The organism is Aeromonas sp. MR19, assembly GCF_963899305.1.
In the GTDB taxonomy this organism is placed as follows: domain Bacteria; phylum Pseudomonadota; class Gammaproteobacteria; order Enterobacterales; family Aeromonadaceae; genus Aeromonas; species Aeromonas bestiarum.
The window spans coordinates 1-20,024 of the sequence record NZ_CAWQWZ010000005.1; the positions used below are offsets into that span (position 1 = coordinate 1).

Here is a 20,024-nt window from a genome sequence, read left to right on the forward strand (position 1 = left end):
CTGTGAGTGCCCACACAGATTGCTTGATTCAAATTGTTAAAGAGCGACGCAACAGTGTGTTGCTGCGGGAGTGGAATTCTACTCAACCGCCTTCTCGAGTCAAGCCTTATTTTCAAAGGCTTTTCGAAGCACCGACTGGCTTTACTGCGTTGCCGCTTGCCCTGTCGATGGAGGCGCATTATAGGGATCTGGATCACGCTGGCAAGAGATGTTTCGAATTAAATTCGAATTATTAGCTCAACCGCTCACCAATCCACCAAAAAGCCTGTTTATCCCGCAATAAGACGCTCATTTGACGACATCAACCTCTCTTCAGTGATGCCTTGCCGGTTATAGTCAAGGTTGTGGCGATTTGGTGTCACCACATCTATATGCATAGTGATCGAGGTCACGCCTTCGGGTAACATAGCGCCCCTTTGCGATTCACACACTCTTGGGCTTTGGAGAGTTTAATGCCTTTTGCACTTGGCCAGCGTTGGATTAGTGATACAGAGACGGATCTGGGGTTGGGGACTGTCGTTGCTGTTGAAGGACGCATGGTGACCCTGTTGTTTCCGGCTACCGGTGAAAACCGCATGTATGCCAAAGAAGAAGCGCCGGTCACCCGGGTCAGCTTTAATGTGGGCGATCAGATAGCCAGTCATGAAGACTGGACCATGACGGTCGAAGAAGTGCAGGAGAAAAACGGTCTGCTTATATATGTAGGTGTACGCACCGACAACGATGAGCCCGTTGCCCTCAAGGAAGTGTTTCTCAACAACTTCATCAAGTTCAACAAGCCGCAGGATCGCCTGTTCGCCGGTCAGATTGACCGTATGTCCCGTTTTACCCTGCGCTACGAAGCCCTGATCAACCAGCACCAGCGGCGTCGCAATCCGACCCGCGGTCTGGCCGGCGGCCGGGTCAGCCTGATCCCGCACCAGCTTTATATCGCCCATGAAGTGGGCCACCGCTACGCCCCGCGCGTGCTGCTGGCTGATGAAGTGGGCCTGGGCAAGACCATAGAAGCGGGCATGATCATCCATCAGCAACTGCTCTCGGGCCGTGCCCATCGCGTGCTGATCCTGCTGCCCGAGACTCTCCAGCACCAGTGGCTGGTCGAAATGTTGCGCCGCTTCAACCTGCACTTCTCCCTGTTTGACGAGGAGCGCTGCATCGAGGCGTTCGCCGATGCGGAGAACCCCTTCGAAACCGAGCAACTGGTGATCTGCAGCCTCGACTTCCTGCGCAAGAAGCGTCGTCGCTTCGAACAGGTGCTGGAAGCCGAGTGGGATCTGCTGGTTGTCGACGAGGCGCACCACCTGGAGTGGAGCGAGGAGGCCCCGAGCCGCGCCTACGAAATGGTGGAAGCGCTGGCCGAACAGGTCCCTGGCGTGCTGCTGCTGACCGCGACCCCGGATCAGCTGGGTCACCAGAGTCACTTTGCCCGTCTGCGCCTGCTCGATCCCGAGCGTTTCTACGACTACGACGCCTTCCTCGTCGAGGAGCAGGCCTATGGCCAGGTCGCCAGCGCAGCCCAGGAGCTGCTGGATGGCGAGAGCCTGAGCGACGAAGCCAAGCAGATCCTCGCCAGCCAGCTGGAAGGGCTGGATTTGAGCGATGCCGCCGCACGCCAGCAGGCCGTCGCCACGCTGCTGGATCAGCACGGCACTGGCCGGGTGCTGTTTCGCAACAGCCGCGCCAATATTCAGGGCTTCCCGGAGCGTCACCTCAACGTCTACCCCATGCCGCTGCCGGAGCAGTACAAGACCGCCATCAAGGTGATGGGCATGATGGGCGGCAACGGCGGTGAGCTGCAGACTCGCGCCCTGCGCTACCTCTATCCAGAGAAGATCTTCCAGCAATTTGAAGGCGAGAACGCAACCTGGACCCAGTTTGATCCCCGCGTTGACTGGCTGCTGGAGCTGCTGCTCTCTGCCCGCCAACAGAAGGTACTGGTGATCTGCTCGGAAGCGGCTACCGCCATCGCGCTGGAAGAGGCGCTGCGTACCCGTGAAGGGATCCGCGGCACAGTATTCCACGAAGGAATGTCCATTCTGGAGCGAGACAAGGCCTCCGCCTATTTCGCCCAGCAAGAGAGCGGGGCTCAGGTGTTGCTCTGTTCCGAGATAGGTTCAGAGGGCCGCAACTTCCAGTTTGCCAGTCATCTGGTACTGTTCGATCTGCCCCTCAACCCGGATCTGCTGGAACAGCGCATCGGCCGTCTGGATCGCATCGGTCAGCAAAATACCGTCGAGATCCACGTTCCCTATCTGGAAGGAACTGCCCAGCGTGCCTTGCAGCTCTGGTACCACGATGGCCTGGATGCGTTCGAGCAGACCTGTCCGACCGCCCGCCCGGTATTTGAAGCCGTGCGTGACGAGCTGTTCGAACTGCTTGCCGCCAACACGGGTGATCAAGCCGCTCTGGATGCCCTTCTGGCCAGGACACGGGAGATCCACGAGCCGCTCAAATCCCGCATGGAGCAGGGGCGCGATCGCCTGCTGGAGATCCACTCCAGCGGTGGCGTGGCTGCGCAGCAACTGGTCGACAAGCTGACTGCCGAAGACGATGACACCGGCATGATCTCCTTCGCGCTCAAGATGTTCGACGAGATCGGCGTCAATCAGGATGACCGTGGCGAGAATGCTCTGGTGCTGACGCCGGGGGATCACATGCTGGTCTCCAGCTTCCCGGGCCTGCCCCAGGATGGCATGACCATCACCTTCGATCGTCCGACCGCACTGTCGCGGGATGACATGGCGCTGCTCTCCTGGGATCACCCCATGATGCGCGGTGGCATCGACCTCATCCTGGGCTCCGAGATCGGCGCCACTTCGGTGGCTCTGCTCAAGAACAAGGCGCTGCCGGTCGGCTCCATCCTGCTTGAGCTCATCTTCGTGGCCGAGTCTGCGGCTCATCCCCAGCTCTACCGCTTCATGCCGCCGACGCCAATTCGCCTGCTGATGGACAAGAACGGCCAGAACCTGGGTGAGAAGGTGGCATTTGATGCCTTCAACCGCCAGCTGACCCCGGTCAACCGCCACCTTGGCAGCAAGCTGGTAACCGCTTCCCAGCCGGTGATCCACGGCCTGATTGGCAAGGGCCAGCCGATTGCCGAAGAGCTGAAAGCCGGGATTGTCGACAAGGCGCGCGCCCAGATGGCGCAGACCCTGCAGCAGGACCTGGATCGTCTCGAAGCACTCAAGGCGGTCAACCCGAACGTGCGCGACAGCGAACTGGATTATCTGCGCAATCTGCAGGCAGAATTGCACCACCTGATCGATCAGACCCAACTCAAGCTGGATGCCATCCGCTTTATCGTGGTCACCCATAACTGACGCGATACTGAAGAGACATGACCGGCTCACGCGGGATCCCATGCCCTTTATGATTGTGGTTACCCATAACCGATGGGGCTTGCCCCACCTTCTGATGCGAGACATTTATGTTTGAATACTCACCGCCTCTGGAACCCTGGCTCGATATCCTGTTCAAGGACAAGGACATCATGGTGGTCAACAAGCCCACTGGCCTGCTGAGCGTCCCCGGGCGCGGCCCCGAGAATGAAGACAGCGTCCTGCATCGGGTGAAGCAGCAGCACCCCAAGGCGGCGGCAGCCCATCGCCTCGACATGTCTACCACAGGGGTCATTGTTATTCCTCTCACTCCCAATGCCCATCGGGAGCTGAGCCGGCAATTTCGCGAGCGGGAGACCGAGAAGCACTACCTCGCCTGGGTGTGGGGCGAACCGGAAGCGGACTCGGGTCAGGTAGATCTGCCACTCTGCGTCGACTGGCCCAACCGCCCGAAACAGAAGGTTGACTTTGAGGAGGGGCGCCACGCCCTGACCCTGTGGCAGAAACTGAAGGTGGAGAACGGCAACAGCCTGCTCAAGCTGACCCCCATCACGGGCCGCTCACACCAGTTGCGCGTCCATATGCTGGAGCTGGGGCACCCCATACTGGGTGACAACCTCTATGCCCATCCGGATGCACTGGCGGCGGCCCCCCATCTCTACCTGCATGCGGCCATGCTGACCATCAGCCACCCACGCAGCGGCGAGCGGATGACCTTTGAAGCTCCCGCACCTTTTCCGCTATAGGCCAGATCCTGGACATAAAAAAGCCCCCATCAGTTGATGGGGGCTTTTTCATTATGATCAGACGCGAATATCGATTTTACTCCCCAGTGTGGAGCTGGCCGATGTCGCTGCGGTCGGGGCTGATTGAGCAGCCGTCTGGAGCAGTTTCAAAGCGGCTTCACCATCCTGGGTTTGCTGTTTCTTGGCCAGACTGGCTGTCAGCAAAGCAGAACCAAATGACGTTGATGCAGAACTAGATATATCCATGGTGTACCTCCTGCCCTAAGACTATCGGCCATCCTGTGCCAGACATGAATCATTTTGGCTAAATTAAATACGTCTTGTTAGGTTGACGCCGCTCCAGCCACTGCTCTTCCATCTCCAGCAAGGTCTGATAGACCTTCTCTGCCTGCTCGGGGCGACTGAACAGATAGCCTTGTCCGTAAAGATGAATGTCGGTGAGGGTACGCAGCACATCGAGCTGGGCCTGGGTTTCGATTCCCTCACACACCAGACTCTTGCCCAGCATGGAGCCCATGCGGCAAATGTTGGCGACCAGTTCCGAGGCTTCTACCGAGGTATCGATCCCCTGAATGAAGGAGCGATCTATCTTCACCTTGCTGACCGGCAGTTTCTGCAGATAACTGAGGGAGGAGTAGCCGGTCCCAAAGTCATCCAGTGCCAGCTGTACCCCTTGCTGATTGAGATCCTGCATCAGCTGCAAGGAGTTTTTCACCTCGCGCATGGTGGTGTCTTCCGTCACTTCCAGCACCAGGCTGGCAGCCGGGATATGGTGCTCCATCAAGGCCTTGGCCACCAACTTCAACAAGTTGCGCTGGTACATGCCAGGCGAGATGTTCACGCACATCTGCAAGTCGACCAGCCCGAGCTGCTGCCACTGATAGAGCTGCTCACAGGCGGTATTCAGCACCCAGCTGCCCAGTTTCTCGGCCAGCTGGAACTCTTCCGCCACCTGGATCACCTCATTGGGCGGAATGAAACCCAATTCAGGGTGGCGCCAGCGCAGCAACGCTTCGACCGCCTCGCAGCGGCCACTTTCGAGATTGACGATGGGCTGGTAATAGAGCTCGAGTGCGTTGTGCTCCAGCGCCATTATCATGTCGCTGGCCAGATGCTTGCGACGCGCCGTCTCATTGAGCAGAGAATTGTCATAGATGACATAAGGGACATGGGTCTTGCGGCTGTGGAACAGCGCCTGCTCGGCCCGACTGAGCAGCTCCTGCGTCAACTTGCTGTCCATCGGGAAGAAGGCGATGCCGATCCCCACCTCCAGCCGGAACGGATAATTGTCGATGATGATATCCTGCTTGAGTGCATGGAGCAGACGGGCCACCAGCTCCCTCACCTGCCGCAGGTCACTGCTCTCGCGCTGGATCATGGCAAACTGATCGCCTCCAAGGCGCGCTACCCACTCGCCGTTTTCACACAGGCTGCGGATCCGCTTTGCCAGCTCCTGCAGCAGGAAATCACCTGTGTTGTAGCCGAACTTGCTGTTGATATCGCGAAAATCGTTGATATCCACCAGCACCAACCCGAATGGTGTCTCCTTGGTCGCGTAGGACTCCATCTTCTCCAGCAACGCCAGCCGGTTGGCCAGCCCGGTCAGGGGATCGACCCGTGCCGCGCGGAAGTGCCGGCGAGCCTCGCGGATCAGCAGGCCACTGAGCAGCATTACCGACAGCACCAGGCCGGACACCATGAACAGCAGGGCATTACGCAGCTGGCCAAAACGCTTGTCATTGCCCGAATAGACGTTGATGTTCTTCTGCATGACAGACGCAAGGGAGTAAGAGAGGGGTTCCTGCAGGGGTGACAGTCGCATCATTATTTGCTGATAGTCCGGCGTACCAGACTTCAGCTGGGTGATGTTGGGCTCCATCTCGCGGATATTGCTTTCGATCAGCTGCACCAGCCGCAGTGTCTTCTGCTTGTCCTTCATGCTCTGGCGCAGCTGGCCACTGAGCAGGATCGGTGTGCGGCTCCAGAGGATGTCGTAACGCAGCATCAGGGTGTCGTGATCGATACCACCATAATGATAGATCTCGACGGAGTTGAGGAAGCGCCCCAACTCCAGCTGCAGTTGCATCAGGGCCCAGGAGACATCATAGGTATATTTCTCCATCACCCGGGTCGCATTCTGTATCTGCGCGAGGCAATACAGGGTACTTCCCGTGAACAACAGGATGGATAGATAAAGCACCACAAGTAAAGGCCACGCCTTGGTCTTTGCTTTCACCCGCACTCCCGCAAACCATTCTATCAATGCTGGATATCAACCGAACTCAGTTGCCAGATCATCATGTCGGTAAATTCTGACCGTTTCAGCTCAGGATACTGATCCAGCGGTAGGATAAACCAAAGCGGCCCCTTATTCCGTACCCGCATGGTAACCCCGTCATCCTGCCAGGCCAGAATAGGATCATATTGTTTGACCTTATCCCAGTTGATCCTGATCTGGAAACTGTTCAATGCGGTCAGAGTAATGGCCTTGCCATCCGCCCCGACGGCAGTCAGCACATCTGCCAGTTTGGGCCCCACATACTTGTGCGGTTTGTCGACCCAGGGGTTGCTAGTCACTATCTCGTGCTGTGGCAGCGCCTTGAGCATGGCCAGATCGAAGGCAACGACCCCCTCGGTCGCCTCGGCGGGCATCACATTGCCGGTCACCTTCAAGATGACGGGTCCCTGCGGCGCCTCCAGGGCCATGGCTGGCATTGCCAGAGAAAACAGTAATGTAATCAAACCCAGTACACGCATATTCACCTCAGATAAAGTTGCCAACGATAGACTCAGTTTAGTCGCCATAAAAAAAACGGCTCGCAAAAGCGAGCCGTTTGGTAACCATGGTCGAATTACATCATGCCCATGCCACCCATGCCGCCCATGTCAGGCATGGCAGGGGTATCTTTCTTCGGCAGCTCGGTGATCATGCACTCTGTGGTGATCATCAGGCCGGCGATGGAAGAGGCGAACTGCAGCGCAGAACGGGTCACCTTGGTCGGATCCAGGATACCCATGGCCAGCATGTCACCGTACTGTTCGGTGTAAGCGTTGTAACCGAAGTTGCCTTCACCATTCTTCACGGCGTTGGCAATGACGGAGGCTTCTTCGCCGGCGTTGATGACGATCTGACGCAGCGGTGCTTCCATGGCGCGCAAGGCAACCTTGATACCCACGTTCTGGTCTTCGTTGTCACCGCGCAGATTGGCCAGCTTGGCAGCGACGCGCACCAGCGCGACACCACCACCGGCAACCACGCCTTCTTCTACGGCGGCGCGAGTTGCGTGCAGGGCATCGTCAACGCGGGCTTTCTTCTCTTTCATCTCGACTTCGGTAGCGGCGCCGACCTTGATCACGGCAACGCCGCCAGCCAGCTTGGCTACGCGCTCTTGCAGCTTCTCACGGTCGTAATCGGAAGAGGTATCTTCGATCTGCTGACGGATCTGGGCCACACGGCTCTCGATCAGGGCTGCATCACCCACGCCATCGATGATGGTGGTGTTCTCTTTGGTGATGACGATGCGCTTGGCACGGCCCAGGTCTTCCAGAGTCGCTTTTTCCAGCTCCATGCCCACTTCTTCGGAGATCACGGTACCACCGGTCAGCATGGCGATATCCTGCAGCATGGCCTTGCGACGGTCACCGAAACCGGGTGCCTTGACGGCAGCCACTTTCACGATACCGCGCATGGTGTTGACCACCAGGGTAGCCAGCGCTTCGCCTTCCACGTCTTCGGCAACGATCAGCAGCGGCTTGCCTGCTTTGGCAACGCCTTCCAGCACCGGCAGCATCTCGCGGATGTTGGACACTTTCTTGTCAACCAGCAGGATGAAGGGATCATCCAGCTCGACGGAACCGGTTTCCGGCTTGTTGACGAAGTAGGGAGAGAGATAGCCGCGATCGAACTGCATGCCTTCTACTACAGCCAGCTCGTCGTCCAGGCCCTGACCGTCTTCAACCGTGATGACGCCATCACGACCGACTTTGTCCATGGCTTCGGCAATCAGCTTGCCCACTTTCTCATCGGAGTTGGCGGAGATGGTACCCACCTGAGCGATGGCATTGTTGTCGGCACACGGCTGGGACAGCACTTGCAGCTCGGCAACGGCAGCGATGACGGCCTTGTCGATGCCGCGCTTCAGATCCATCGGGTTCATGCCGGCGGCAACGGCCTTCAGGCCTTCGTTGACGATGGCCTGAGCCAGTACGGTCGCCGTGGTGGTACCGTCACCGGCGGCATCGTTGGCCTTGGAAGCAACTTCCTTGACCATCTGGGCACCCATGTTCATGAACTTGTCTTCCAGCTCGATTTCGCGAGCAACGGAGACGCCATCCTTGGTGATGGTCGGGGCACCGAAGGACTTGTCCAGTACCACGTTGCGGCCTTTCGGGCCCAGGGTGACCTTGACGGCATCGGCCAGGATGTTGACGCCTTCAAGCATCTTGATGCGGGCTTCGTTGCCAAACTTGACTTCTTTAGCTGCCATTTTCTTCAATCCTTAAATCAATTCGGGGAAAAGGGTGAATTACGCTTCGACAATCGCCAGGATGTCGGTCTCGGACAGGATCAGTACATCCTGACCATCCAGCTTCTCGGTCTTCACACCGTAGCCTTCGTTGAAGATCACCTTGTCACCCACCTTGACGGCGAGGGCTTTGACGTCGCCATTGTCCAGAATTCGGCCAGTCCCCACGGCAAGTACTTCACCACGGGTGGACTTCTGGGCCGCAGTACCAGTCAAGACAATGCCGCCAGCGGATTTGGCTTCAGCTTCGATGCGCTTGATGATGACGCGGTCGTGCAGTGGACGAATTTTCATCGATAACTCTCCCAAAATGAGTCTCTGTGTTGCTTTGAGGAATGGCCATTCCTGGCCAAATTAGATATGCCTCTGATGTGGGGCGTTTTTGTTAACCCTTCAAGGGCAAATACAAAAAAAATATTTTCACGTACTATGAATATCTTCGATGGATCGCCCGTGTCCCGGTCAGGAAACCGGATTTGCGCTGCTTGCAGCCAGAACGCACTTCGCCAGATGCAAGAGACGAGCCCGTGACCCGACCCAATCCCATGCTGACCGCCCCCATGACGTCCGTGTTGTTGCGCATGACGGGCCCCATGATACTCGGCATAGTCGCCATACTGGCGTTCAACCTGGTCGACACCTTCTTCATCGGCATGCTGGGCACCCAGGCGCTGGCGGCCATCAGTTTTACCTTCCCGGTCACTTTCGTGGTGACCTCGCTGGCGATGGGGCTGGGGGCCGGGCTCTCGGCCGTGATTGGTCACGCGCTCGGCCAGGGCCGGCATGACGAAGCCGCCCGCATCACCACCGACAGCCTGTTTCTGGCCGTGGTGCTGGTCACCCTGCTCTCCGTACTGGGCGCCCTGACGATAGTTCCCCTCTTCACCCTGCTCGGGGCCAGCCGTGAGCTCATCTCGCTGATCCACGACTACATGCTGATCTGGTACCTCACTGTGCCTCTGCTGGCGCTGCCCATGGTGGGCAATGCCGCCATCCGGGCCACCGGGGATACCAAGACCCCGAGCCTGGTGATGGGGGTGGCGGGACTGGTCAACGGTGTGCTGGATCCCCTGCTCATCTTCGGCATAGGCCCCTTCCCCGAGTGGGGGATCCGCGGGGCTGCCATTGCCACCTCGATCTCCTGGTTGATGGCCATGCTGGTCAGCCTCTATATATTGCGCCATCGGGAAGGCCTGCTGCGCTGGCGCCTATCCCCGCGCCCGCAGTTGCTGGCTCACTGGCGCGCCCTGCTGCACGTGGCGGTACCGGCCTCCTTTACCAACATACTCAACCCGCTGGCCAATGCCGTGCTGATGACCATCTTCGCCGGGTTGGGCACCGAGGTGGTGGCCGCCTATGGCGCCGCATCGAGAGTGGAAGCCTTGCTGCTTATCGTGATGATGGCGCTCTCTTCCGTGCTGGCCCCCTTCATTTCTCAAAACTGCGGAGCGGGCAACCCGGCCCGCGCCAAGGCGGCGCTGCAGTTCTGCATGCGCTTCGCCCTGCTGTTCCAGCTCGGCGTCTACGCCCTGACCTGGCTGCTGGCACCGCTCATCGCCAACCTGTTCAGCGATCACCCGCAGGTGGTCCGTCTCATCATCCTTTATCTGCATCTGGTGCCCATAGGTTACGGCTTCCAGGGCATGGTGATGCTGCTGGCCTCGGCGCTCAACGGTGTCAGGGCCTCGAGCGTCTCGTTTCTGTTCAACGGGTTGCGACTGTTTGTCTTCTTGCTGCCAGGAGCCTGGCTGGGGGCGGAACTGGGTGGGGAACAGGGGGTCTATCTGGGGATACTGCTGGCCAATCTGGCGGCGGGCATACTGGCCTGGTGGTATGCCCGTCACCGCTTCGAACGGCTGTGCCATCAGGGCAGGCCCTGACAGGCACAGTCTCAATACTGAGGTTTATTCTTTACGTTCAAATTCGCCTTCTATGGTGGTCCCGCCACGATTGGCCTCACCCGGTTGTTCCTCACCAGGACGCGCCTCGAACGTAGGCTGCTGCGCCTGAAAACCGCCCATCTGCATCCTGAACTGGCCGCTGCCCACCAGCTTGTCGGCCAACCTGTTGCGCAGCCAGGGCTGCAACAGCAAGATACCGAAGATATCGGTAACAAACCCCGGAATGATCAGCAGCAAGCCGGCCAGCGCCAGCATCATGCCCCCTATCACCTCGCGGCCCGGCATCTCGCCCTGCTGCATCTTTTGCTGCGCATTGAGCAGGGTCTTGATGCCTTCACTGCGCACCAGCGATGACCCGATCACGGCGGTCAGCACCAGCAAGCCGACGGTTGGCAAGGCGCCAATCACTGAACCCACCTCGATCATCACGGTTAGCTCGAGCAGCACCAGACCGACCAACAACAGAAATAACTTGCCCATAACAACCTCAGTGCGGGTGAATTTGAATGAATCTCTGGTCGGTGGCAGCCACCGAAATAATCTTGCTGCCAACCCACCATGATATAGGTCCTTGATAATTAAAATGGGGGTACCCCCTCGTTTTTCAAGTCTGAAGGGTGATAGCACGCCGGATATTCAGAAAAAACGGCCTGCTGGACTGTGATTGAAGTCCTTGTTCTGTCAAAGTAAATCGTTCGATTGCAATATCTGTTTAATGACCACAAGTTATTTGAGGTTGTCTCAAATTTAGTGATCCAGGTCTAATATCAGATACCTCAATTGAGGTAATATCGACGCCAGTAATTAAGGGAGCAAAAAAGCCCCCAACTGCCCCACTCGATGTGTGGTGCTTCAGGATGAGCCGTGCGTAAGGAACTCGCGACCACTCGGTGAGGATCGTTTCCATTTATCTGATTTCTGAGGCATTACAATGAGCGACATCAAGAACGTCCGCATTGAAGAAGACCTGCTGGGCACCAAAGAAGTTTCCAATAATTTCTACTACGGTGTGCACACCCTGCGCGCTGTCGAGAACTTCAAGATCAGCTCTCAGAAGATTTCTGACGTTCCGGAATTCGTCCGCGGCATGGTACTGACCAAGAAGGCCGCCGCCATGGCGAACGGCGAACTGGGCACCATCCGTCCTGAGATTGCTGACAAGATCGTAGAAGCCTGCGACCTGATGCTGAACACCGGTAAATGCTTCGACCAGTTCCCGGTCGACGTTTATCAGGGTGGTGCCGGCACCTCCGTCAACATGAACACCAACGAAGTACTGGCCAACATCGCCCTCGAGATCATGGGTCTGGCGAAAGGCCGTTACGACGTCATCAACCCGAACGACCACGTCAACAAGTGCCAATCCACCAACGACGCCTACCCTACCGGTTTCCGCGTTGCCGTGGTGAACAGCACTGACACCACGCTGCATGCGCTGGAAGCGTTGATCGCCGCCTTCGATGCCAAGGCCGCCGAATTCAAGAGCATCCTGAAGATGGGTCGTACCCAGCTGCAGGACGCGGTTCCCATGACTCTGGGCCAGGAATTCCACGCCTTCGCCGTCACCCTGCGTGAAGAGATCAAGTCCATCAAGCGTTGCCAGGAGCTGCTGCTGGAAGTGAACCTGGGCGCGACCGCCATCGGTACCGGCCTGAACACCCCGCCCGAGTACTCAGCCCTGGCCATCAAGCGCCTGGCCGAGATCACCGGTCGTGCCTACGTACCGGCTGAAGATCTGATCGAAGCGACCTCCGACTGCGGCGCCTACGTGATGCTGCACGGCGCCATCAAGCGTCTGGCCATGAAAATGTCCAAGATCTGTAACGACCTGCGTCTGCTCTCCTCCGGCCCGCGCACCGCACTCAAAGAGATCAACCTGCCGGAAATGCAGGCGGGTTCCTCCATCATGCCGGCCAAGGTCAACCCGGTTATCCCGGAAGTGGTCAACCAGAGCTGCTTCAAGGTATTCGGTAACGACGTCACCATCACCTTCGCCGCCGAAGCCGGTCAGCTGCAGCTGAACGTCATGGAGCCCGTGATTGGTCAGGCTATGTTCGAATCCCTGAGCCTGATGGAAAAAGCCTGTATCTCCCTGCGCGAGAAGTGCGTCGAAGGCATCACTGCCAACCCGGAAATCTGCATGAACCACGTGCTGAACTCCATCGGCATCGTGACCTACCTGAACCCCTTCATCGGCCACCACGAAGGGGACATAGTCGGCAAGATCTGCGCCCAGACCGGCAAGAACGTCCGTGAAGTCGTGCTGGAACGCGGCCTGCTGACCGCAGAGCAGCTGGATGAAATTCTCTCCATCGAGAACCTGATGAACCCGCAATACAAAGCCAAGCGCTACACCCGCGAAGCCACCGTATAAGCGAGCAAATGGGCCGGGTTTATCCCGGCCCATAAAGTCAGTTCCCGATCGGTCTCACCCAGCCCCATCGGGAATTGGCTTTTCTGCCAAATAAAACCTAAAAAAACTGGAAAATGGAGTGTTCACTATGATTGTTATCGAGTTACTTGTCGTGCTCGCCGCTATCTATCTGGGAGCCCGGATAGGCAGTATCGGTATCGGCTTTGCCGGTGGTCTGGGTGTGCTGGTACTGACCTGGGGCCTGGGGGTACAAATTCCGAGCGACCAGCTGGTCACCTTCATCCCCTGGGACGTGATCATGATCATCGCGTCCGTCATCTGTGCCATTGCCTGTATGCAACTGGCCGGTGGCATGGACTACCTGGTGTCGCTGGCAGAAAAGGCCTTGCGCAAGAACCCCAAATACATCACCTTCGCCGCCCCGGTCGTCACCTATCTGATGACCATGCTGGCCGGTACCGGTCACACCGCCTTCTCCACCCTGCCGGTGATCGCCGAAGTGGCCAAGGAGCAGGGCATTCGTCCCTCCCGTCCGCTCTCCATCGCGGTTGTCGCCTCCCAGATCGCCATCACGGCCTCCCCGATCTCCGCGGCCGTGGTTGCCTTCTCCGGCATGCTGGAGCCGTTCGGTGTCGACTACCTGACCCTGCTGGCCATCTGCATTCCGTCCACCTTCCTCGCCTGTATCCTGGGCGCCTTCATTGCCAACATGATGGGCAAACCGCTGGAGCTGGATGAAGTCTATCTGGAGCGTAAAGCCAAGGGGCTGATCAAGCTGCGTGGCACCACCAAGCTGGAGCTGAAGCCTTACGCCAAGGTTTCTGTCTGGATATTCATCGCCGCCATCGTGGCCGTCATGGCCTATGCCACCGCCATCTCGGGCAAAGTGGGCCTGATCGCCAATCCGCCGATCCCCCGTGACGGTGCCATCATGGGCATCATGCTGGCTGCTGCCACCATCATGACCCTGGTCTGCAAACTGGACGCTACTCAAGTGACCAACATGCCGACCTTCAAGTCCGGTATGTCTGCCTGTATCTGCGTACTGGGTGTGGCCTGGCTGGGCAACGTCTTCGTGAAAGGCAACATGGACACCATACAGCTGATCGCCGGCGACCTGCTGAACCAGTACTCCTGGCTGCTGGCCGTGGTGCTGTTCTTCGCCGCCATGCTGCTCTACTCACAAGGCGCCACCACCAAGGCCCTGATGCCGGCCGCACTGGCGCTGGGTGTCAGCCCGCTGACCGCCATCGCCTCGTTCGCAGCCGTGAGCGCCCTGTTCGTACTGCCGACCTACCCGACCCTGCTGGCCGCGGTCGAGATGGACGACACCGGCTCGACCCGGATCGGCAAGGCCGTGTTCAACCACCCCTTCTTCATCCCCGGCACTGCGACCATCGCTTTCGCCGTGGCACTGGGCTTCTTCTTTGGCGGTCTGATACTCTGATCAGCATTTCATGCCATAAACCTTCAAACGGCCCGCGACGGGCCGTTTTTTATGCCTCGTTTTTACGTCAAATCATTAATTAATCCTCATCCGCTTCAGTTTCTATCAAGGTTCGCAGATCTACTCTGGGGCATCGGAACAGAGACCGATCAACAGGGCCGAGCACAGGTCCGACAGTGTTTACACCAGAGGAATGAACAATGAAAAAGACCGCATTGACTATGGCCATCTCCAGCGTGCTGCTGGCCGGTGGTGCGCAAGCCGCTACCGTCTATGACCAGAACGGCACCAAACTCGAGATCGGTGGCCGTGCTCAAGGCATGTACTACGGTACCGATAACAACGGCACCGAAGGTGATCAGAGCTACTTCCGTCTGCACGTTGGCGGCGAGACCAAGATCGACAACGAGCTGACCGCGTTCGGCTTCGCTGAATACAACCTGCCGGTCTCCGGCTCTGACAACGACGAGCTGCGTTTGGCTTACGCCGGCATCAAGCACGATCGTTTCGGTGCCTTCAGCTATGGCCGTCAGGATGGTCTGTTCACCAAAGCCGTGAACAACTACACAGACGTGCTGCCTGAGTGGGGCGGTGACGGCCTGGGTAAAGACACCGAAGTGTTCGGCACCGGCCGCACCAATGGTCTGGCCCAGTACATCTACACCTATCAGGGTCTGACCCTGGGTGCCCAGTTCACCGGCAACAACGATCCGCAGAACGCCGACCGTTCCGTGATGAACGGCCCGAACAGCGCCTGGAATTCTGAAGGGTCTGCAGAAGGTTTCGCCGTCTCAGCCAACTATGACTTCGACATGGGCCTGAGCTTGGGTACCGCCTACAACCAGGCAGGCAAGACCGACGAACAGGCTGCCAACGCCGCCTTCGGTGGCGATCGCGATGCCAAGCTCTACGGCGTGGGTGCCAAGTACGCAGTCGGCGACCTCTACCTGGCCGCGACCTACTCCCACGGTGAAGACCACCTGTTCGTCAACAACGGCTACGCCGAGAAGATGGATGGTTATGAAGCCGTAGCCCAGTACACCATCGGCAAGTTCAAGCCGTCTCTGGCCTACCTGCGTACCGACGTGAAGGACAGCGCTCACGGTATCGATGACACCGCCACCGAATACGTATCCATCGGTGCCTGGTACAACTTCACCGACAACTTCAACGCCTATGTTGATTACAAGATCAACCTGTTGGACGAAGTGGGTTCTACCAGCATGAATACTCTGGGCAAGAACACCGACGACGTGGTCGCCGTGGCCCTGCAGTACAACTTCTAAGTAATTGGAAGTCAGTTATACCCTGTGATACCAATGTCTACTGCTTGAATTACTTCCGGCCGCCCTGCGGCCGGTTTTTTTATTGCCTGTCAGATGTTGACCCGCGCCAGACTCGGCTCGCGGTGAAAACAGTTCACCAGCAGCAGCAAGGTCGTCACACCGACCGTCCCCAACACCAGCCAGGGTAACCAGGGCTGCCCCTGGGCATTGGCGTAATCATGCAGGGCACCTCCCCCCACGTATCCCGTCATGCCACCGAGCGCCAGCCCCAGCCGGCTGAAGCCCATGTAACTGCCACGCGCGCCCGGCTGCGCCAGCTTGGTCATGAGGGTCTCCCGCGCCGGCTCGGCGATGACGATCCCCAGATAGAAACAGGCAAGCAGCATGAAGACGGCGGGCAACGTGGTCGCAAACGCCACCAGCCCGATACCGGCCGTCATCAGCAACACGCCCGCCATCAGCCGGCTCTCCAGCTTGAAGTGCTTCTCGCCATAGCGGGCGAGAGGGTAGAGCAGCGCCAGCGAGATGGCGGTCTCCAGGGTATACATCCAGCCCACCGCCGTGGTGCTGCCCGCCATCTGTTTCACCAGTATGGGGAAGATCAGCATCACCTGCACCCAGAGCGCGTAGTAGCCGCTCAGGATCAGCACCAGCCGGCAGAAGGCCTTGTCCGCCAGCACCTGGCCGAGGCCGGCCCGGATCGGCGTCGGCCGCTGCGAGAGCTTGTAGGGCGGCAGGATCAGCAGGTTGCACAGGGCCGCACAGACAAACAGACCGGCCCCCAGCAGGCAGACATACTCGAAGTCGAAGTTGAGCAGCCAGCTGCCGAGCAGAGCCCCCACCACGGCGCCCGCGCTCTCCAGCATCATCAGCAGGGAGATGTAGCGACCCCGCTGGCGCGGACGGGTGAACTTGATCACCAGGGCGGCCCGGGGTGGATCGAACAGACAGCCCCCCAGCCCCGAGATGATGCAGGAGAGGATCAGTTCAAGCCCGCTCTGGGCATAGGCAAGACTGGCAAAGCCCGCGGCCCGCAACAACATGCCGCCCACTATGAGTGGCCGAGCGCCAAACTTGTCTGCCAGCGATCCCCCCAGCACCCCCAACCCCTGCTGGGTCAGCTGACGCAGCCCCAGCGCCAGACCGACTACCCCGGCCGCCCAGCCAAGCTGATCCACGAAGCGCAGGCTGATCATGGGCATCACCACGAAAAAACCCAGGATCACCAAGAGGGAATCCAACGCCAAAAACCACCGCCCCAACCGCCTCGCTCGCTCCACCATGACTGCCTGACCCCTGCTTCGCTAATGACATCCAACTCGCTCGTCTCATCGCCCGGATGACGCCGTCGCCAAACCGGGTCAAGGGTGACTGCAACCCTCTGACCCGGCATGGCAATATGCCAATGCACAACGATTGATACTGCTATTCTGGAAGGCCGCCAGATATAGTGGTAGCCGACAACTGGCTATATTTCATATTGGATTACGTTATGGCTATGACCCTGGATGACTTGCAATTACTACTGGATGTGGTTAATCGCGGCAGCTTCAGCAAGGCGGCGGCCATTCGCGGCTGGTCGCAACCCATGGTCAGCCAGCGGATCGCCGTGCTGGAACAGGCGCTGGGACAACCCCTGTTTCGCCGCCACAGACGCGGCGCCACGCCCACTCCAGCCTGCGAGCAGTTTCTGCCTGCGGCGGCGGCGGCCCTGAGTGCCTTGGAAGGGGGACGCCTGGCGATGCAGGGGGCGCCTGCCCTGCCCCGCATCAAGCTCTCCTGCCTGCCCTCCCTGACGACCGTGGTGTTTGGCCCCCTGCTGCTGGCACTGGTGGATGAAGCGTTCGAGATCCGCTGCAACACGGATCACTCCGGCATCATAATGCAGGAGCTGCTGACCGGTGAGACAGACGTCGGCTTCATCCTCAAATGCCCGGCCATCGCCGGCATCCAGCTCGAACTGCTCTACCGCTCCCCCATCATAGCGGTGGCCTGCGCCACCCATCCGCTGGCCGGACGGCAGGGGCTGACCCTGCAGGACATAGCCAACGAACGGCTGGCCCCCCAGCAGTGGGGCACAGGCTGCGACGAGCTGATCCTGCAACTGCGACTGCTGCGCCAGGTGGCGAGCCCGCTGCACGCCATCCAGCCCGCCAGCGCGGCGCGGGAACTGGCGCTGGAACACGGCTTCATCACCCTGATGCCGGCGCTCGCCATCAGCCGGGACCTGGAGTTTGGCCGCCTGGTCCAGCTGGATGTGGTTGATCTGCCGCAGGATCACTGGGATGTCATGATGGCCTGGCGCAGCGGCAAGCGGCCCAACCCCGCCAAGGAGCGGGTGCTGGAAGCCGCTCGCACCCTGGCCCGGCGCTGGTCTGGCAAACCCGCATAAAAAAGCGCCGGACAAGTCCGGCGCCAAACGCTAAGTCACATCAAGCAGGGATCAGTAGGTCGCCTTGAGGGTCACACCGGAGAAGGCGCTGAAGCCGCTCAGCTGCACATACCAGGTACCCGCCTTGGGCGAATTCAGGGTGCAGGTCTCGGTGTTGCCACTCTTGTAAGGGCGGCAGTCATAGCTGGTGCCGGTCGGCAGCGCCCCGAACTTCACATAGAGATCCGCATCGCCTGTGCCGCCACTGCTGGCGACCACCAGCTGGCTCTTGCCGGCCGGCACGTCGATGGTGAAGTTCACCTTGCCACCCTTGGCGGCGGAGAGCCCGCTCACCGGGACCCCGTTTTGCAGCACGCTGCCGGGGGGTGGCGGTGTGGTACCGCAGGAGGCGTTGACGCCGACCGTGGTGAAGGCCGCCGCCACGTCAGTCACGCTGTAGCCCAGATCGGTGGCCGCCTTGGTCACGCCGCAGGCGCCCTGATCGTAGGTGGTGTTGGCGCCCCAGTAGAGGCGGTTGGCCAGCACGAACACTTCGAAGGCCTTGCGGGTATTCCAGCCACTGGTGTTGGCCAGCAGGTAGAAGGCACGGTTGTAGACACCCGAGCTGTGGTGCACGTCGATGCCGTCATAGTAATCGCTGGCATGACCGATGGAGCTGCCGTCACGGGTCGGATCCTCGAAGTAGCGCAACGAGCCGTTGCCCTTGAAGATCTGGGCCCCGACCAGCCAGTCGTTGCTGCCCTTCATGTAATTTTCAGCCGCTTCCCCCGCCATGTCGGAGAAGGCCTCGTTGATGCCGCCCGATTGGCCCGAGTAGACCAGACCCGAGTTCTGCTCGGTGAAACCGTGGCTCACCTCGTGGGCGGCCACGTCCAGGCTCACCAGCGGGTAGAAGGTGGTGGCGCCGTCACCGAAGGTCATCTGGCTGCCGTCCCAGAAGGCATTCTCGTAGTTGCGGCTGTAGTGCACCCGCATCTTCAGCTTGAAGCTGAGCGGCGCCGTGTTGTACCAGTTGCGGTACATGTCGAACACCACGTTGCCGAAGTAGTGGGCATCGTTGAGCGGCGAGTAGGCACCGTTGATCTCCTTGACCGTATTCTCCGGGCAGGTGAACTGGTGTACGGCCCCCCCCGTGGTGGCGTGATTCATGTTGACCGTGTCCACGTTCGGGCTGGTCATGCGGCAGCTGTCGTCCACCAGCAGGGGGCCGAAGTCGGAGCCGTAGAAGTATTTGCCGGTCTTGACGTTGCCACCCGGGCCTGTGGCGTCCTTGTGGTTGATCCCCTCCCAGCGCTTGAGCTCGGCCCCGCTCTGGGCATCGATCACCACGAAGGGACGGCTCGGCTGCTCGCTTGCCGCCAGCCAGGAGACCAGATAGACCAGACGGGCCTGACCGGCCTCATCCTGCATCACGAACAGCTTGACCCGCTCGTTGCTGCCCTTGGCCCCGGCACGGGCCTTGCCAGCGGCATCGGCCGGTGACAGGGCGGCGGTCGGGCTGGCCACGTCGGCATCGATCTGGCGCAGGATCTGGCCGGAGACCTGGCTTATCTGACCACCGAGGGACTGTTCGGCCACCAGCACCTGGCCCCAGACCGGGATGCCGTGCCAGGTCTGCTCATAGCGCACCCGCTGCTGGCCATTGGGCAGCTTGACCGCCCGCACCTGACGAAACTCGCCATCCCCGGCCAGCGCGCTCACCCCAGCGGCACCGCTCGGTGCCCCCTGAATGCCCGCCACCTGATGTACGTCAACCTGTTCTGCAGCCAGCGCTGCGCTTCCCCAGCAGGCCAATACCACGGCCAAATAGACTTTGTTCATCTCGTCTTTCCTTAAGTCGATGAAGATTGCACGCCGGGTCCGTTGCCCGGCGTTCCTACACTAGTTGGCACGATCGAAATTGCTGCCTGTCATATGTGACAGCGCAGCACGAACCGGTAGCAGGATCTGCTGTTTCATATGTTTGGTAGCGCAAACAGAACTAAAGGCAGTGAATGACGCTAAAAAAGGGCGG

The 20,024-nt window shown here is 59.3% G+C and carries 16 protein-coding genes; 8 read left to right on the forward strand and 8 right to left on the reverse strand.

Going from position 1 to position 20,024, the window contains the following annotated elements:
• The 3 genes from AACQ95_RS02785 to rluA form a co-directional block, all read left to right on the forward strand.
• Window positions 1-236, forward strand: a 236-nt coding sequence (locus tag AACQ95_RS02785; RefSeq protein ID WP_241280519.1) for a hypothetical protein, incomplete at its 5' end; no start/stop codon positions are given.
• Between the two features lie 216 nt (window positions 237-452).
• Window positions 453-3,320, forward strand: coding sequence for an RNA polymerase-associated protein RapA (gene rapA, locus AACQ95_RS02790; RefSeq protein ID WP_241280520.1), 2,868 nt, complete (start codon window positions 453-455; stop codon window positions 3,318-3,320).
• A gap of 107 nt (window positions 3,321-3,427) precedes the next feature.
• Complete coding sequence (rluA, locus tag AACQ95_RS02795) at window positions 3,428-4,084, forward strand: bifunctional tRNA pseudouridine(32) synthase/23S rRNA pseudouridine(746) synthase RluA (protein WP_241280521.1); 657 nt, start codon at window positions 3,428-3,430, stop codon at window positions 4,082-4,084.
• A gap of 57 nt (window positions 4,085-4,141) precedes the next feature.
• Here rluA and AACQ95_RS02800 read toward each other — a convergent pair whose 3' ends face one another.
• The 5 genes from AACQ95_RS02800 to AACQ95_RS02820 form a co-directional block, all read right to left on the reverse strand.
• Entirely contained in the window at window positions 4,142-4,330 is a 189-nt protein-coding gene (locus AACQ95_RS02800; protein WP_080741189.1) for a hypothetical protein, read from the reverse strand.
• A gap of 58 nt (window positions 4,331-4,388) precedes the next feature.
• Window positions 4,389-6,320, reverse strand: coding sequence for a putative bifunctional diguanylate cyclase/phosphodiesterase (locus AACQ95_RS02805; RefSeq protein ID WP_241280522.1), 1,932 nt, complete (start codon window positions 6,318-6,320; stop codon window positions 4,389-4,391).
• Between the two features lie 23 nt (window positions 6,321-6,343).
• Entirely contained in the window at window positions 6,344-6,841 is a 498-nt protein-coding gene (locus AACQ95_RS02810) for a molybdopterin-binding oxidoreductase (RefSeq protein WP_172955411.1), read from the reverse strand.
• Window positions 6,842-6,936: 95 nt separating this feature from the next.
• Window positions 6,937-8,571 carry a chaperonin GroEL gene (gene groL / locus AACQ95_RS02815; RefSeq protein WP_043554921.1) on the reverse strand — a complete coding sequence of 545 codons (1,635 nt, stop codon included), beginning with the start codon at window positions 8,569-8,571 and terminating at the stop codon, window positions 6,937-6,939.
• A gap of 39 nt (window positions 8,572-8,610) precedes the next feature.
• The gene (locus AACQ95_RS02820; RefSeq protein WP_005318973.1) at window positions 8,611-8,904 is read right to left on the reverse strand and encodes a co-chaperone GroES; all 294 of its coding nucleotides are present in this window, start codon (window positions 8,902-8,904) and stop codon (window positions 8,611-8,613) included.
• Between the two features lie 233 nt (window positions 8,905-9,137).
• Between AACQ95_RS02820 and AACQ95_RS02825 the strand changes: the two genes are divergently transcribed.
• Window positions 9,138-10,490, forward strand: a complete 1,353-nt coding sequence (locus AACQ95_RS02825) for an MATE family efflux transporter (RefSeq protein ID WP_435301924.1) — start codon at window positions 9,138-9,140, stop codon at window positions 10,488-10,490.
• 24 nt (window positions 10,491-10,514) lie between these two features.
• Here AACQ95_RS02825 and AACQ95_RS02830 read toward each other — a convergent pair whose 3' ends face one another.
• Complete coding sequence (locus AACQ95_RS02830) at window positions 10,515-10,991, reverse strand: FxsA family protein (protein WP_043142052.1); 477 nt, start codon at window positions 10,989-10,991, stop codon at window positions 10,515-10,517.
• Between the two features lie 451 nt (window positions 10,992-11,442).
• On the opposite strand from AACQ95_RS02830, the gene aspA reads away from it, so the two are divergent.
• The 3 genes from aspA to AACQ95_RS02845 all read left to right on the forward strand — a co-directional run bounded on the left by aspA (window position 11,443) and on the right by AACQ95_RS02845 (window position 15,618).
• Window positions 11,443-12,885 (forward strand): aspartate ammonia-lyase, encoded by a 1,443-nt coding sequence (aspA, locus tag AACQ95_RS02835; protein ID WP_098980678.1) that lies wholly within the window; start codon window positions 11,443-11,445, stop codon window positions 12,883-12,885.
• A gap of 127 nt (window positions 12,886-13,012) precedes the next feature.
• A complete protein-coding gene (locus tag AACQ95_RS02840) occupies window positions 13,013-14,332 on the forward strand; it encodes an anaerobic C4-dicarboxylate transporter (protein ID WP_043142055.1) in 1,320 nt (439 codons plus the stop codon).
• A 200-nt stretch (window positions 14,333-14,532) separates the two neighbouring features.
• On the forward strand, window positions 14,533-15,618 hold the full coding sequence (locus tag AACQ95_RS02845; RefSeq protein ID WP_043554925.1) for a porin: 1,086 nt from the start codon (window positions 14,533-14,535) through the stop codon (window positions 15,616-15,618).
• 89 nt (window positions 15,619-15,707) lie between these two features.
• Here AACQ95_RS02845 and mdtH read toward each other — a convergent pair whose 3' ends face one another.
• Window positions 15,708-16,901 carry a multidrug efflux MFS transporter MdtH gene (gene mdtH / locus AACQ95_RS02850; protein WP_098980680.1) on the reverse strand — a complete coding sequence of 398 codons (1,194 nt, stop codon included), beginning with the start codon at window positions 16,899-16,901 and terminating at the stop codon, window positions 15,708-15,710.
• 209 nt (window positions 16,902-17,110) lie between these two features.
• Between mdtH and AACQ95_RS02855 the strand changes: the two genes are divergently transcribed.
• A complete protein-coding gene (locus AACQ95_RS02855) occupies window positions 17,111-18,010 on the forward strand; it encodes a LysR family transcriptional regulator (protein WP_043142060.1) in 900 nt (299 codons plus the stop codon).
• A 51-nt stretch (window positions 18,011-18,061) separates the two neighbouring features.
• Here the strand turns inward: AACQ95_RS02855 and AACQ95_RS02860 are convergent, their stop codons facing one another.
• On the reverse strand, window positions 18,062-19,831 hold the full coding sequence (locus AACQ95_RS02860) for a M4 family metallopeptidase (RefSeq protein ID WP_043554927.1): 1,770 nt from the start codon (window positions 19,829-19,831) through the stop codon (window positions 18,062-18,064).
• Window positions 19,832-20,024 lie beyond the last annotated feature (193 nt).